The 15,068-nt window shown below is 66.4% G+C and carries 14 protein-coding genes; 9 read left to right on the forward strand and 5 right to left on the reverse strand.

The window, feature by feature from the left end; translation table 11 throughout:
* Positions 1-295 precede the first annotated feature (295 nt).
* The 4 genes from PHA81_RS14375 (at position 296) to PHA81_RS14390 (ending at position 5,327) form a co-directional block, all read left to right on the forward strand.
* Positions 296-1,972: a glycoside hydrolase family 2 gene (locus PHA81_RS14375; RefSeq protein ID WP_005042545.1), complete on the forward strand. Its 1,677-nt coding sequence runs from the start codon at positions 296-298 to the stop codon at positions 1,970-1,972.
* Between the two features lie 238 nt (positions 1,973-2,210).
* The gene (locus PHA81_RS14380) at positions 2,211-3,101 is read left to right on the forward strand and encodes a coiled-coil protein (RefSeq protein ID WP_005042547.1); all 891 of its coding nucleotides are present in this window, start codon (positions 2,211-2,213) and stop codon (positions 3,099-3,101) included.
* 94 nt (positions 3,102-3,195) lie between these two features.
* The gene (gene sppA, locus PHA81_RS14385) at positions 3,196-4,110 is read left to right on the forward strand and encodes a signal peptide peptidase SppA (protein WP_005042549.1); all 915 of its coding nucleotides are present in this window, start codon (positions 3,196-3,198) and stop codon (positions 4,108-4,110) included.
* A 77-nt stretch (positions 4,111-4,187) separates the two neighbouring features.
* Positions 4,188-5,327, forward strand: a complete 1,140-nt coding sequence (locus PHA81_RS14390) for a DUF373 family protein (RefSeq protein WP_005042552.1) — start codon at positions 4,188-4,190, stop codon at positions 5,325-5,327.
* Here PHA81_RS14390 and PHA81_RS14395 read toward each other — a convergent pair.
* From PHA81_RS14395 to PHA81_RS14405, 3 genes are all read right to left on the reverse strand, one after another.
* Positions 5,319-6,008 (reverse strand): type I 3-dehydroquinate dehydratase, encoded by a 690-nt coding sequence (locus PHA81_RS14395; RefSeq protein WP_005042554.1) that lies wholly within the window; start codon positions 6,006-6,008, stop codon positions 5,319-5,321. The two genes, PHA81_RS14390 and PHA81_RS14395, sit on opposite strands and share 9 nt — an antisense overlap.
* Positions 6,009-6,042: 34 nt before the next feature.
* Positions 6,043-7,074: a site-specific DNA-methyltransferase gene (locus tag PHA81_RS14400; protein ID WP_005042556.1), complete on the reverse strand. Its 1,032-nt coding sequence runs from the start codon at positions 7,072-7,074 to the stop codon at positions 6,043-6,045.
* A gap of 436 nt (positions 7,075-7,510) precedes the next feature.
* Positions 7,511-8,572, reverse strand: coding sequence for a zinc-dependent alcohol dehydrogenase family protein (locus PHA81_RS14405; RefSeq protein ID WP_193790509.1), 1,062 nt, complete (start codon positions 8,570-8,572; stop codon positions 7,511-7,513).
* Positions 8,573-8,684: 112 nt separating this feature from the next.
* Here PHA81_RS14405 and PHA81_RS14410 point away from each other — a divergent pair, with 112 nt between their 5' ends.
* The 4 genes from PHA81_RS14410 (at position 8,685) to PHA81_RS14425 (ending at position 11,925) form a co-directional block, all read left to right on the forward strand.
* Positions 8,685-9,821, forward strand: a complete 1,137-nt coding sequence (locus PHA81_RS14410) for an acyl-CoA dehydrogenase family protein (RefSeq protein WP_005042561.1) — start codon at positions 8,685-8,687, stop codon at positions 9,819-9,821.
* A complete protein-coding gene (locus tag PHA81_RS14415) occupies positions 9,818-10,726 on the forward strand; it encodes an alpha/beta hydrolase (RefSeq protein ID WP_005042563.1) in 909 nt (302 codons plus the stop codon). Before PHA81_RS14410 ends, PHA81_RS14415 begins: the two co-directional genes overlap by 4 nt.
* Positions 10,727-10,745: 19 nt before the next feature.
* Complete coding sequence (locus PHA81_RS14420; protein WP_005042566.1) at positions 10,746-11,258, forward strand: hypothetical protein; 513 nt, start codon at positions 10,746-10,748, stop codon at positions 11,256-11,258.
* A 73-nt stretch (positions 11,259-11,331) separates the two neighbouring features.
* Entirely contained in the window at positions 11,332-11,925 is a 594-nt protein-coding gene (locus PHA81_RS14425; protein WP_005042569.1) for a hypothetical protein, read from the forward strand.
* A gap of 52 nt (positions 11,926-11,977) precedes the next feature.
* Here PHA81_RS14425 and PHA81_RS14430 read toward each other — a convergent pair whose 3' ends face one another.
* Complete coding sequence (locus PHA81_RS14430; protein WP_005042571.1) at positions 11,978-12,418, reverse strand: MaoC/PaaZ C-terminal domain-containing protein; 441 nt, start codon at positions 12,416-12,418, stop codon at positions 11,978-11,980.
* The gene (locus PHA81_RS14435) at positions 12,415-13,509 is read right to left on the reverse strand and encodes a phosphotransferase family protein (protein WP_005042573.1); all 1,095 of its coding nucleotides are present in this window, start codon (positions 13,507-13,509) and stop codon (positions 12,415-12,417) included. The genes PHA81_RS14430 and PHA81_RS14435 overlap by 4 nt, the downstream gene beginning before the upstream one ends.
* Before the next feature lie 144 nt (positions 13,510-13,653).
* On the opposite strand from PHA81_RS14435, the gene PHA81_RS14440 reads away from it, so the two are divergent.
* Positions 13,654-14,877 (forward strand): acyl-CoA dehydrogenase family protein, encoded by a 1,224-nt coding sequence (locus PHA81_RS14440; protein WP_005042575.1) that lies wholly within the window; start codon positions 13,654-13,656, stop codon positions 14,875-14,877.
* The last annotated feature ends 191 nt before the right edge of the window (positions 14,878-15,068 follow it).

Genomic DNA, 15,068 nt, shown 5'->3' on the forward strand with positions numbered 1-15,068 from the left:
CTGACAGCGGATGAAGGGCGAGCGACGGGCGGTGCGAACGAAGTGAGCACCGCCGAACGCACGAACGGGGAGGAACGACCCGTGAGCGAACGGAGTGAGCGCGCGCCGAGGGCTTCGGTGGTGTTGTGCAGAGGCGGGGCGGTTACGGAGGCGAGGCGGTTGCGGCGAGCGCCAGGAGTCCTGCCGCGACCAAACGAGCAACGCGAGTGACCGAGTGGAGTGAGGGGGCGCACTCCCCCCCCTTGCAAAAAGGTTCAACGCAAAGGCTATGATCGCGGCGTGCCCGGCTCGAACCATGAAACTCGGGGAGTGGGAGGCTGCGGCCGTCGATCCGGGGGAAGGGCCACCGACCACCGACGAGTGGGTCGCGGTCGATTCGCTGCGTCCGTCACGCTTCGCTGGCGAGCACGCCGTCGCCTACCGGACGTCGTTCGCGGATCCACGCGATGGGGCGGGTCGAGCGCTGCTCGAACTCCACGGACTCTCCCCTCGCGGACGGGTCTGGCTGAACGGCGACTTCTATGGCACGCACGACACCCCCTTCACGCCGTTCCGATCGGTGTTCGAGCCCGCCGACAGGAACGAACTCCTCGTCGAGTGTCGAACTCCCGAAAACCGACTGGACGATGCCGGGGAAACGTCGCCGGCGAACGAGCCAACGATCCCCGGCGTCCGACGAGCGAGCGTCGAACCCACCCCCGAGAACGTCATCACCGACCTCACGATTCGTCACTACGACACCGACGACGGCTCGGGCGTCAACGCGATCGTCACCGTCGATGCGGGCACCGATCTCCGCGATCGAATCGAGCTTTCGCTTCGATCGGCAGACACGGATGGAATGAGTGCGCTGAGCCATGTGGGCGTTACTGCCGACGCGGGCGATCGCGTGACCGTCCGCGGCCAGCTCACCGTCCGCGACCCCGACCGGTGGTGGCCACGCGGGTTCGGCGCGCAGAACCGCTACACCGTCCACGCCGCGCTCGACGAGAGCGAGCGGACCGCCACGACTGGATTTCAAACGGTCGAGAGTCGCTCCGACGGAATCGTCGTCAACGGCACCCGGGTTCCGATCCGGGGACTGTGTGTGCGATCGCCCACCCCCGAAACGGTCGAGCGCGCGCTCGCAGCGAACGCGACTCTCGTCCGTCCCGTGGGTGCGGTTCCGCCGCCCGCGTTCTACGACGCTGCCGACGAGGCGGGGCTGCTCATCTGCCAGGACGTCCCGCTCGATCCCGGCGGACTCGACGTCGAGCGGCCGCGACGAGTCGCCCGCACTCTCGGCGGCGCGTACGGCCACCACCCGAGCCTCGCAGGGTTCGGCGTCCGCGACGACGCCGCACGCTTCGAATCGATCGACGACGAGGGTGATCGCTACGTCCTGCGTGCAACCAGTGGTGGTGATCCTGCAGCGACCGCGACGGCGGCTGCGGAAGCGTTGCCGAACGACGTTCCCGCCTTCGTCTTTCCCGGCTTCGATGCTGGCCCCGAAGAGGTGTCGAGCCCGACTGCGTGGCTGCTCGACGGCTACGCCGGTGCTGACGATCCGCTGGATGCCGGCACACACACCCGCTACGTCGTTCCCGGGGCGGACGCGGACGAACGTGCCGAACGCGCCGGACACGCACTCGAACGACTCCGGGAGTCGGGCCGTCCGATCGTCACGGCGCTCCCGCCAGCGACGGACGATAACGACACCGATCCGATCGAGACCGCCTTCGCGCCGGTGAAAGCGTTTCTCGACGAGTCCACGCCGGGTGAAACCCGCGCCGTCGTGGTGAACGACACTCCCGAACCGGCAACGGGTGACCTCGCGTGGACGGCCGGCGACGCCGATGGGGCGCTGTCGGTCGAAATCGGCCCGCTCTCGCGGGACACGGTCGGCGAGATCGACGTGCCGATCGAGGCACACCGTGTCGAACTGTCCCTGTCGATCGACGATCACGTGGTGACCACAACAGTCGATCGGTAGCGGCGGATCGGCGGTGTGGGGAAGTCGGCGACGCACCACCCATGGTACTTGTTTACAGACTGTCGTGACCGCAACGTTTAAACCCGTTCTGGCAGTACGTGCAGATACCAGAACGCCGCTGGCGTTTCTGTGGGATCGCACGCACACCGAAATGATACGGGCTTCTCCTCACCAGCCGACAGCGACCGACCGGGAGCGGCGACCACGGACGCCAGCGCGACTGGAATCGTAACGAACCATGCCAAGCACAATCGAACAATCAGCGAACGTTGAACTCACCGACGACGACCTCGACAGCGACTCGAAAGGCAAACTGATCAAACTCGCCGGCAAGCTCCGCGACCGGCGCAACGACCTCAATCAGATGGCCTCCGAGCGCGCCTCCAAGCGCGACGACCTCAACGCCAAGACCCGCGAGAAGGTCGACGCCGCCCAAGAGCACCGCGAGCAGCGCGACGAGCTCAACGATCAGGTACAGGAGCACAAGTCCAAACGCAACGAGCTCAACGCCGAGGCCAACGAGCTGTTCGACGAGGTCGACGACATGAAGTCCGACCTCGAACTCGACGAGGGCAAGGACCTCGACGAGCTCGAATCCGAGATCGAGGACCTCGAGTTCAAACAGCAGACCGAAGTGCTCTCCAGCGAGGACGAGCGCGAGCTGATCGAGAAGATCGAGAACAAACGCGAGGAGTACCGACAGCGACAGGAGGCCCTCGACGACACCGACGGGCTCGAAGAGATCAAGGCCGAGGCCGAGGAGGTCCGTGCGGAGGCCTCCGAACACCACGAGAAGGTCACCGAGCTCGCCGACGAGGCCCAGGAGCACCACAACCAGATGATCGAGGCCTACCGCGAGGCCGACGACGTCCGCGACGAGGCCGACGAGTGGCACGAGAAGTTCGTCGAGGCCCAGGAGGCCGCCGACCGCCACCACGAGGACTTCGTCGAGGTCCAGAAGCGCTTGCGCGAGATGGACAAAGAGGAAGAAGAGGAGCGCAAATCCGAGCGCGACAAGAAGCGCGAGGAGGCCGAAGCCGAGGCCGAGGAGATCTACGAGCAGTTCAAGCAGGGCGAGACCCTCGACACCGAGGACCTGATGAAGCTGCAGAAAGCGGGCAAGCTCTAAACCGATTCGACGCGACGTTTTGTGATCGTAGCCGCCGCAGCGACCGCTACACGACGAGCGAACCCTTAATCCCTCCCGCCCTCCGAACGGCGGTATGACGGATCACCGATCCCGACAGCGAGCGCTCGGCGGTATCGTTGCGGGCGCGACCGCGGGTGCCGGCGTGTGGGGGACGATCAAGCGGTTCCGTTCGCAGGTCAGCGACGGCTACGACGTCGCCGAGGTCGCGGTCGAGGGGCCGATCACGCGCGAGGGGAGTCGCCTTCCGAGCAGCGGACAGAGTTCGACTCCCGCGGACAAGGTGGTCGCGGAGATCGAACGCGCCGACGAGGACCCCAACGTCCGGGCGCTGATCGTGAAGCTCAACACGCCCGGCGGCGAGGTGCTCCCGAGCGAGGACATCCGACTCGCTGTCGAGCGGTTCTCAGGCCCGACGATCGCGTACGCGACCGACACCTGCGCGAGCGGTGGATACTGGATCGCGAGCGGCTGTGACGAGCTCTGGGCGCGCGAGGCCAGCATCGTCGGCTCGATCGGCGTCCGTGGCTCGAACGTGAACGCCAAGGGGCTGGGCGACAAGCTCGGCCTCGAATACCAGCCACTCAACGCCGGCGAGTACAAGGACGCCGGCTTCCCGTTGAAAGAGCCCGAGGAAGAGGATCAAGAGTACCTTCAGGGGATCGTCGACGACTACTACGAGACGTTCGTCAAGCGAGTCGCAGAGGGGCGCGGGCTCGACGAGGAGACGGTCCGCGACACCGAAGCACGGGTCTATCTGGGCACCGACGCCAACGAGAACGGGCTCGTCGACGAGCTCGGCACCCGCGAGGACATCGAGGACGAACTCGCCGACCGGCTCGACACCCGCGAGGTCACCGTCGAGGAGTTCGAACCCCAACAGAACTTCCTCGAACGGCTCCGGGCGGAGTCCCAGGGCGTGGCGTATGCCTTCGGCGCGGGCGTCGCGGGCGCGGTCGGCGTCGACGAGGAGTTTCGACTCCGGCTGTAGATCAGCTGCGAACCGTGTTCCGAAACACGGCCGGGTCATGACGCACGTTTTTATTCGACGACGCCATCGAACCGGGCGTGAGCAGCCTGGTCGTCTGCATCGATCGCGGCGCGGTCATCGCCGACGCCGCTGGTGAGACGCCGGTGGTCGGCGAGCGGGCGGTGCGCTCGCTCGTCACCGAGGTCGGGCTCGACGATCCCGAGGACAGTCGGGTGAACTGCCTGCTCGAAGGCCTCCGGATCACTCGCGAGCGCCGCGACGAGGGCGAGGAGCCGGTGCTGGCGGTGGTGTCGGCTCCCGACGAGTCAGTCGATAGCGACCGGGCGATCGCCCAGCAGATCGACGACCTCCTCGCCGATCATCCTGTGGAGTCGGCGGTGGTCGTGACCGACAACGCGGCCGACGAGCGGCTGGTCCACGTGATCGAGAGCCGGGTTCGCGTGGATGGGGTCTCGCGGGTCGTGGTGCGGCAGGCGCGCGATCTCGAATCCACCTACTACCTCCTGAAGCAGTTTCTCGCCGACGAACAGCTCCGGGCCACTGTACTCGTTCCGATCGGCCTCTTCTTGCTCGCGGTGCCCATCCTCGTCGCCGTGCAGAACGTGACGGCCGCGCTCGCGGCGGTCGCCAGCGTCGCCGGCCTGTTCTTGCTCTACAAGGGCCTCGGGGTCGACGACGCGCTCGCGGTGCTCGCGAGCGGGGTTCGCGACGGGCTCTACACCGGTCGGGTTTCGGTGGTGACGAGCGTGGTCGCGGCGGGGCTCGCTCTCGTCGGGATCGTCGCGGGCGTCATCAGTGCCACGCCGCTCGCGGCCGAGGCGAGCGTGCTGACGACCGCGATGGCGTTTCTGTTCGACAGCGTGCCGTGGCTGGCGATCGCCGCGCTGACCGCGAGCATCGGCCGTGCGCTCGACGAGTGGCTCCGAAACACCCAGATAGGAAACGCCGCGCTCAACCTGCCGTTCGTGGTGATCGCGGTCGCGTTCGTGGTCCGCGGGTTCGCGGCGTACTTCCTCGAACGCGCCGGCGTGATCGACCCCTTGACTGTTCCGCCGATGGCGCTCGGGATCGTCTCCATCCGGGGATTCGAGATCGCCGGCGACATCCGACTGGTGGCGTTCGTGGTCGTCGGTGTCTGCATCAGCCTGCTCGGCGTCGGCGTGGCCGCCCGACTCGGCGAGTGGCTCACGGTCGAAGAGCCCGCCGAGTCACCGTAGCGCGTCGAGTAGGTCGGCGAGCGTCGCGAGGTCGTACTGGCCCGGTGCGGTCGCCGCATCCGGGTCGACGGGCGCGTACGCGATCCGCGAGCCGTACAGCGGTGCGATCGCGCGGGAGTGCCGTCCCGTCGCTCCCATTGCCATCGTCGCCACCCGATGTCCGTCGGCGTCGAGATCGCGCGTGACCGAGAGGAGCGCGAGCACGTCGTCGATCGACGTGGCGGTGGTCGCAAACTTTCCGATATCGCCGTGTTCGCAGGCCCGCGAAAGCGTCTCCCGAAGCTCCGACTGCGGTGGCGTTCCCGAGAAGTCGTGAGCCGAGACCACGACGCTCGCATCGTGCTCGCGGGCGTGGGCAACGACATCCGCACCGCCGTCTTCCCCTGCATGCTCGTTCTCCGTGACTGCTGCGAGTTCGATGTCGATGGCTTCGACGCCTGGATGCTCGGCGGCCTGGCGGAGCACGTCGAGTCGTTTCGGCCCCTCGGCGGCCCCACCGCCCTCGACTTCCGTCCGGTTGGTCGCCAGTAGCGGAAGCTCGCCGTCGTAGGCGTCGAGCGCCACGAGTGGATCGGACGCGAGGTCCAGCCGGAACTCGACGGCGTCGGCGTGTTCGCGCGCAGCCGGCTCTTCGGCGAGGTCGGCCGTGGCGGCCGCGAGAACGAGCGACTCGAAGTTCATGTCCTTGAGTCCGGCCGGGCGAACAAAAGTCCCGCTATGGCTCGAACGGCGCGTGCTCGACGGCGTATCCACCGGCGGTCGGGCGGACGTCCTCGACGGCGTAGAGCCGGATTCGTCGTTCTTGCTTCGTGACGACGGGGAAATCGTAGTGTTCGACGTCGTAACCGAGTTCTTCGTCCGCCGCTTCGCGTTCGGCGACGAACTCGCGGTGGTTGTCGAGTCGCCGTTCGACGTACGATCGTGACCGTGCTTCGAGGCCCGCGATCCGGTCGTCGAACCCCGCGAGGAGCGCGCGGTCGCGGTCGAACCCGACCGAGTTGCGACCGGCGAGCATCGCCGCGAGCGTCGTTGTTCCGGTTCCCCAAAAGGGGTCGAGCACGCGATCACCGTAGACCGAGTACATGTTGACGAGCCGGAGCGGGAGCTGGAGCGGGAACGCGCCCGAGCGGTCGCGGCCCTCACCGTCGAGGGCCTGGTCGGTGCCCGTGAGCGTCCAGAGATCGGAGAACCAGTCGTTGCGCTCCTCCCAGAAGTACGCGCTCTCGTAGCGGCGGCGCTCGCCCGGCGGGAACTCGCGCGTCGAGCCGTTCCGGAAGACGAGGATGTACTCGTGTTCGAGGGTGGTGTAGGCGTTCGTCGGCACCATCCCCGAGCCCATGAACTTGGTGAGGCGATTGACGGGCTTTCGCCAGAGGACGTCGGGCAGTGATCGGAACCCGCGCTCGCGCATCGCCTCGACGACGGCCGCGTGGTTCGGGTACTGCTGGAACTCGTCGTCGATCGAGCGGGTGGCGTCGCCGACGTTGATGCAGGCGATCCCGCCCGGTTTGAGCACGCGCGCGAGTTCGTCCCACGCGGGGGCGAGCGCCGCGTGCATCGCCTCGAAGGCCGCGTCGCCGGCACCCCGATCGAGGTGATCGCCGATCGCCGGATCGAGATCGGCGAAGAGATCGTCCCAAAGTTCGATCATCGGGTACGGCGGCGACGTGACCACGAGATCGATCGAATCGTCGGCGAGCGCCAGGTCGCGGGCGTCGCCGACCGCGGTCACGTGCTCGGTCTGCACGTCAGTTCCTTCGTGGATCGCACTAACAACGTTGTGGTTCGTCGCTGTGTGGTATTCTTGCCGTCTGCCGGTTGTTGGCGGTTGCGGTGGCAGTGCGGGCCTGGCGTCTCGACGAGCGCAGCGAGTCGAGGCTCAGGAGAGCGAAGCTCTCCTGGCGGATGAAGGGCGAGCCCGTGAGCGAAGCGAACGGTCGAGGGCTTCGGCGGTGGGGTTCCTCGGTGGATCGAGGGCGAGGGAACGGAGTGACTGAGGGCTCGGGCGGTGCGGTCGTGGAACGCGGTGCGGATGTAGACGGAGACCGTCCGCGTAAGCGAAGCGAGCGCGGTTCGCCGCGAACGCCGACGGCGTTCGCGGGTGTTTTTAGTCCAGGTTTTTGGACGGGGTTCGACTGAGCGACCGCAGGGAGCGAGGGAGGACCCCGTGTAAAAAGTGGGTTTTAGAACTCGTCGATTACCGGAATCCCCATCGTCTCGAAATCGCTCATCGCGGCGAGCTTTGCGGAGACATCGTCGAGACCGACCGTCTCCGAAACCACCACACTCGGATCGAGTTTGCCGTCAGCGACCATCCGGAAGATCTCGTCGTATCGAGTCGGTGGCATCCCGAGCGAGCCGACGAACTCGATCTCCTGCATCACCATCATGTCGGTCGGGAGTTCGACGGATCCCTGCTCGTCGTCGGTGCTGAGTCCGACCTGGACGTGCTGGCCGCGGGTCCCGAGGCTCATGATCGAGTTGCGGCAGGTGGTCGCGATCCCGAGCGCATCGACCGAGACCGCTGCGCCGCCGTCGGTGATGGCTTTCACCTCTTGGGGTACGTTCTCGGTTTCGCTCGCGTTGACCGTCTCGCTCGCGCCGAGGTCCTCGGCCAGCTCGAGCTTCTCCGATTGGAGATCAATCGCGACGACGTTCCCACCGAGTGCGTCGGCGATGTGTACGGCTGAGAGTCCGACGCCGCCGCAGCCGTGGACCGCGACCCAGTCGCCGGCGTCGACATCCGCCTGGTGAGCGAGCGCGTGAAAAGCGGTCATGAACCGACAGCCCAGTCCTGCCATGTCGACTGCCGAGACGCCGTCGGGGAGTTGGACGGCGTTGTGGTCAGCAACGGGAACGTGCATCTCTTCGGCGAACGCGCCCGGAGCCGCTTCGTTCAGCCCGAGCGGCACGATGTTCTCGCAGGTGTTCGAGTGGCCGGTCCGACACTGGTGGCAGGTGCCGTCGCCGAGGTTGAACGGGACCGTGACTTGATCGCCCTCACTTACGTTCTCGACCTCGCTCCCGACGTCGATCACTTTGCCCGCGGGCTCGTGGCCGAGGATCTGGCCTTCGGGTGGCTTGAGCCCGAGCCAGTCCCACTCGCCCTGCCAGCCGTGCCAGTCGCTTCGGCAGATGCCACACGCCTCCAGCTCGATCACCGCGCCGTCGGCGGCGGGATCGGGCGCGTCGACCTCTGTCACGTCGAGCGGTTCGCCGTACTCGCGGAGGACTGCTGCGCGCATACCGTGGCCGACGAGCGGCACCGGCATAGTCGTTCCCCCGAAACCGGCGTCGAAGTTACCGATGTTCAACACTGGGGCGAAGATACTTTTCGATGGAAGCACAGTAACGAGTATGTCGTTTCAGCTATCGGGCGAGCAGGAGGCGATCCGGAGTGCGGTCCGGGAGTTCGCCGAGGAGGAGATCGTACCCGTCGCGCGCGAACACGACGAGTCGGGCGAGTACCCTGAAGAGCTCCGGAAGGAGGCTGCCGAGTACGACTTCGTGGCCCCGAACATCCCGACGGAGTACGGCGGCGCGGGGATGGACACGCTGTCGTCGGCGCTCGTGACCGAGGAACTCTGGCGCGCCGACCCGGGGATCGGGAGCGCGGTCGGATCGGCTGGGTTCGGAAGCAACATGATCGTCAAGTACGGCGACGAGTGGATGAAAGAGGAGTGGCTCCCGCCGATCGCGGCGGGCGAGTCGGCCTCCGCGAGCGCGATCTCCGAGCCCGCCCACGGCTCGAACGTGGCGGGGATCGAAACTCGCGCCGAGAAGGACGGCGACGAGTACGTTCTCAATGGCAACAAGATGTGGATCACGAACGGGACGGTCGCCGACATCGCGGTCGTGATGACGAAAACCGATCCCGGCGCGGGTCACCAGGGGATCACCGCCTTCCTCGTTCCGACCGATTCCGAGGGGTTCTCGACCGAGAAGATCGACAACAAGCTCGGGATCAGGGCCTCGGATCTCGCCGAGGTGATGCTCGACGACGTGCGCGTGCCCGAAGAGAACGTTATCGGCGAGGTGAACAAGGGGTTCTACCAGCTCATGGACTTCTTTGCGTCGGGTCGGACCAGTGTGGCCGCCCAGGCCGTCGGAGCCGCACAGGGTGCGCTCGACGCCGCGCGAGAGTACGCGGGCGAGCGCGAGCAGTTCGATCAACCCATCGCGGAGTTCCAGGCGATCCGGCACAAGCTCGCGGAGATGGCGACGAACGTCGACGCCGCGCGCTCGCTGACCTACCGGGCGGCCACCCACGTCGAGGCGGGCGACGACGACGCGGTGCGCTTTGCGAGCATGGCGAAGCTCTTTGCGAGCGAGCACGCGGTCGACGTGGCCGACGAGGCGATTCAAGTGTTCGGCGGGGCGGGCTACGTCACCGATCACCCCGCCGAGCGGTACTACCGCGACGCGAGGATCACCAAGATCTACGAGGGCACCAGCGAGATCCAGAAGAACATCATCGCCGACCAGTTGTTATGAACCACGACGAGTGGGCTGTCGGCCAGGCAACGACCACCGTGACGGTCGACGGCCACGACCTCTCGGTGGCGTACCGCGACGACGGCCCCGGCAGCCACGACGGCAGCGGGGGTCTCGACAGCGAAGGCGACGAGAGTGGCGACGGCACGAGCGGGACGGACGACCCGCCCGTCGTCTTCCTCCATGGCATTCCGACGTGGTCGTTTCTCTGGCGTGATGTCGTCCCGGCGATCGCCGAGGATCGGCGCGTCATCGTGCCCGACCTCCTTGGGTACGGCAACTCCGCGATGGCCGACGGGTTCGATCGGTCGATCCGCGCCCAGGAGGCGATGCTCGCAGCGTTGCTGGAGGAGTTGGGAATCGAGACGGTTTCGATCGTCTCTCACGACATCGGCGGCGGGGTCGCGCTGCGCTACGCCGCCCACCATCCGGACGCGGTCGCCCAGCTGGTCTGCTCGAACGCGGTGTGTTATGACTCGTGGCCGGTGGAGTTCATCACCGACTTCGAACTCCCCGAAACCACCGAAACGCCGCTCGACGACCTCGAAGAGCAGGTGAGTTCGGCGTTCACGCTCGGCGCGTACGGCGACCCCGATCCGGCGTTCGTCGAGGGACTGACCGCGCCGTGGCTCTCGGAGGAAGGTCGTACCTCGCTCGCGCGGTGTGCGGTGGCGACCAACACGAATCACACGACCGAGATCGACTACGACGCGATCACCGCCGACTTCCTCGGCTTGTGGGGTGCTGGCGACGACTTCCAGCCGATCGAATACGGCGAGCGCCTCGCTGACGATCTCGACGGCGAGGTGGTGGGACTCGACGAGGCTTACCACTGGGTGATGGCGGATCGGCCCGACGCGTACGTCGCGGAACTCCGTGAGTTTCTTACGCCGGGTGCGGGATGATCCCTGTAAGAGCGATTCGATGACCGACGACGCGCCCGAATGGGAGTTCTCGCACCGCGACGTGGTGATCCTGCGCGAGCTCGCGCGCGATCCCCAGGTGTCCTCGCGCGAACTCACCGACATCCTCGCCGAGGAGTACGACATCGACGTCTCGCACGTCACGATCAGCGAGTCGATCCGCCGAATGCGCGAGGAGGGGGTCTTCCGCGAGGCGATCATCCCGAACGAGGAGTACTTCATCTTCGGGCTGTTCGAGTTCAAGTTCGACCCCGAGCATTTCGCTGAGGAGTGGCGCGCGGCGATGGAGTACATCCGCGACTCGCCGAACACCCTCTTCTATTTCCTCTCCGACGGCGAGTACCAGTGGAAGACCGTGATGATGTTCCCCGCCCGCGAGGCCGAGTCCCGGTGGATCCACGAGTTCTACAAACAGCACGGGAAGGTCGTGGCGAACATCCGCAACTCCGTCGTGACGAACGTCCTCAAGTTCGGAACCGACCCCGAACTCCTCGAAAGCTTGAACGACGACTGATCGACGAGTCGCGCGCCGTCGCTTCTGGCTGAGCGGATGCACGTTTTTGTGTACCGCAGTTCGGACTGTGGACATGGAGACTGCCTCGATCGACGACCTCGATCCCGCTCCGTCCGAGAACAATATTGACCGACGAAAACTATCTGGCCCGCTGAACACCGCCGATATCGCGATCAACCGGTACGTCCTCGACCCCGACGAGCGGTTCAGCGGCTCGATCCACGCACATATGGACCAAGAAGAGGTGTTTCTCATCGTCGAAGGAGAGGCGACGTTCGAAACGTACACACCGCGAAGCCGTGCAGAATCGAACTGTTCGGTCGGCGAGATCACTGTCGACGAGAACGAGGCGATCCGGTTCGCGCCTGGCGAGTTCCAGTCCGGCAAGAACGCTGCCGACGAGCCGGTGGTGGCGTTCGCGGTGGGCGCTCCCCGCGACAGCGAGGACGTGCGGGTTCCGCTGCCGTGTCCCGAGTGCGGTCACGAGGACAGACAGCCAGTGATAGTGAATGGCGAAGAGGTCCTCGTTTGTCCCGAGTGTGGTATCGAGTCGGCAGTGGCGTGTCCGGAGTGTGACCGGAGCAATATGCGTGTCAGGCTAGCCGAGGACACCGAATATCTCGTCAACGTCTGTTTCGACTGCGGTGCGGCGTCGGCGGTAGAATGACTGTCGAGAGTGACTGGCAAACCCGTGTACTGCCCTGGTCCCAAGGCGTTGTTCAGCGCACCAGCGAGAGGAGTTCACACCGGAGCACGGTCTCGTCGTCCTGGTTTTTCACCGCAGCGTCGTACCGCACGGTCCCGCTGGCACGCGGATGCTCGCGCTCTTCTTTCGCTACGACCTCGATCTCGACGTGGATGGTGTCGCCGACGTACGTCGGCGCGGTGAAGCGGAGTCCGTCCACCCCGTAGAACGCGATCACGTCCTCGCGCTGTTCGGGCGTGCGCGACTGCCAGAGCAGGCCGGTCATCGCCGAAAAGACGAACGCGCCGTGGGCGATCCGGCCGCCGTACTCGGTGTCGGCCATCCGCTCGGCGTCGGTGTGGTGGTGGTTGAAATCGCCGCTCACGCCCGCGAAGTTCGTCACGTCCGCGCTCGTCACCGTCCGTCCCGCAGTCCGAGCGGTGTCGCCGACCGCGACCGATTCGAAGTAGCTCACAGCGGCTCCTCGCCTGCGATGATCCGGAGCGCGCGGTCGGCGAGTTCGGGAACGCCGGTCTCCATCTTCGGGTACAGCGGGTCGTCGGCGTTGCCCTCCAAGTACCGTCGGAAGAACATCTCGCCGAGGCCCGCGAGTTTGTAGACCGCGAGCGCGCGGTAGAACCGGTCGTGTTCGTACTCGATTCCTGTCTTGGTCTCGTAGCGCTCGACGAGTTCCTTCCGGGTGGGGTAGCCCTCGCGGGTCATGAACGTCGCGTTGAGCGAGTCGGTCGCCGCGGGCGGGTCCGGGTCGCCCGCATCCCACCAGTACGAGAGGAGCCACCCAAGGTCCACGAGCGGGTTTCCGAGCGTGCTCAGTTCCCAGTCGAACACCGCGACGAGCTCCGGCGGTGTGCCAGGCGCGAACATCACGTTATCGAGCTTGTAGTCGCCCTGAACTAGAGTATGGGTCGGCGCGTCGGGCACGTTCGCGGTCAGCCACTCCATCACGTCGTAGAGTGCGGGCACCTCGCGCTCGTCGCTCGTGACATCGAACGCCCATGTCAACTGCTCGGACCACCGCTTCACCTGGCGTTCGGTGAACCCCTCCGGATGGCCGAACTCGCCCAGTCCCACAGTTCCAGGGTCGACGGCGTGGATCTCACAGAGGCCGTCGATCAGCTCTTCGCCGATCCGCTGGCGGTGGGCCGGTGTGGCGAAGCGCTCGGGTTCGGCCTCGCGGAGCACGCTCCCCCCGACGCGCTCCATCACGTAGAACTCACAGTCGAGAATCGACTCGTCCTCGCACGCGAGCACCGTCGGCGGGACTCGTACCGGTGTGTCCTGGAGGTGGTCCATCACCCGGTGCTCTCGGAGGACATCGTGGGCGGTGTCGGCGGTCTCGCCGGGCGGCGGCCGGCGAACCACGAGGTCACGCTCGCCCCACTCCACGAACAGCGTCTCGTTCGAGTGACCTTCTTGATGGTGTTCGATGTGATACTCCTCGACGGAGCCCAGCTCCCGCTCGAAGTAGCTCGCCAACGACTCCTCGTCGACGATCCGGGCGAAGTACGCCCCCTCGGCTTCCTCGGTCCCGTCACCGCCGTTCATGCGTCCCACCACGGCCGCCGCAGTCGTTCGGTTACCATTGGTAGGTCCGTTTGTGGACATCGTATGAATAAATGGGGGTTCGCGGGGGTCGTTCTCGACTGTGCGGCCCGATCGTTTTACAATGGTGTGTGATGATGTATCTGCATGGAGTACGACGACTCGGCGGCCGCACGCGAGGCGACCGACCGCGCCCGCGCGTTCATGGAGGAGGTCGTCCTGCCCGCGGAGCGCTCCCACGCCGGCGGCGAGTCGGTCTCGCGCGAGACCATCGCCGACCTGCGCGAGCAGGCCCGCGAGTACGACATCTACGCGCCCCAGATTCCCGAGGAGCACGGTGGGATGGGGATGGCGTTCCGGGACGTGCTGCCGGTGTTCGAGCAGGCGGGCCGGAGCCTGCTCGGCGCGCCCGCGATGCGTGTCGATGCGCCCGATGAGGGCAACATGCACACCCTCGAACTCGTTGGGACCGACGACCAGAAGGAGAACTGGCTCCGGCCGCTGGTCGCGGGCGAGATCCGATCGGGCTTCGCGATGACCGAGCCCGCCCCCGGTGGTGGATCGGATCCGAAGATGCTCCGGACGACCGCCGAAAAGGACGGCGACGAGTGGGTCATCGACGGCCACAAGTGGTGGACCACGCAGGGCGGCGCGGCCGACGTCCTCCTCGTGATGGCGCGCACCGATCCCGACGCCCATCCCTACGCCGGCTGTTCGATCATCCTCGTGCCGACCGATGTCGAGGGTGTGGAGATCGTCCGCGACATCCCCCACCTCGGCCAGAGCCTCGTGCCGGAGAGCCACGCCGAGATCACGTTCGACGGCGTGCGGGTGCCCGAGGAGAACCTCCTTGGTACTGAGAACGCCGGGTTCGACATCGCCCAGCAGCGACTGGGGCCCGCCCGACTGACCCACTGTATGCGGTTTTCGGGGATGGCCGAGCGCGCGCTCGACGTGGCGAAAGCCTACATGGACGAGCGCGAGGCGTTCGGGTCGTCGCTCGCGGACAAACAGGCCCAGCGTTTTTCGATCGCGGAGGCCGAAACCGAACTCCACGCCGCCCGGACGATGGTCCGCGACGCGGCGGGGAAGATCGCCGCGGGCGAGGAGGCCCGCGTCGAGGTCTCGATGAGCAAGGTGTTCGCCGCGCGCGTCGCCCAGGAGACGATCGATCTCGCGGTCCAGTGCTGTGGCGGAGCGGGAATTGGTCGGGATCTGCCGCTCGCGGACTTCTACGAGGCGGTGCGGGCGTTCCGGATCATCGACGGTGCGGACGAAGTCCACAAGCGCACTATCGCACGCGCGGCCTTCGAGGACGTCGACCCGGCGGAGATCACGGCGATCCCGCAGTTCGGGGACCCGGCCGACTGACTTTTCTCCTGTCTGCCCCGGCCCTCGGCCCTCGGCCCTCGTTCCCGATCGGGACCGTGGCTCGGTGGTGGGGGACCAATCAGAGCCCAGGAGTCGTGCCCACCGAGAATCGAGAGTGTCGCCCGCCGAAAACACTCCGGAGCTACGCGCTCGACTCCGGGGCTGCGAAGGCGGTCGGTCGTTGAAAGTAA

Source organism: Halococcus sp. PRR34 (assembly GCF_028617175.1).
Taxonomy (GTDB): Archaea; Halobacteriota; Halobacteria; order Halobacteriales; family Halococcaceae; genus Halococcus; species Halococcus salifodinae.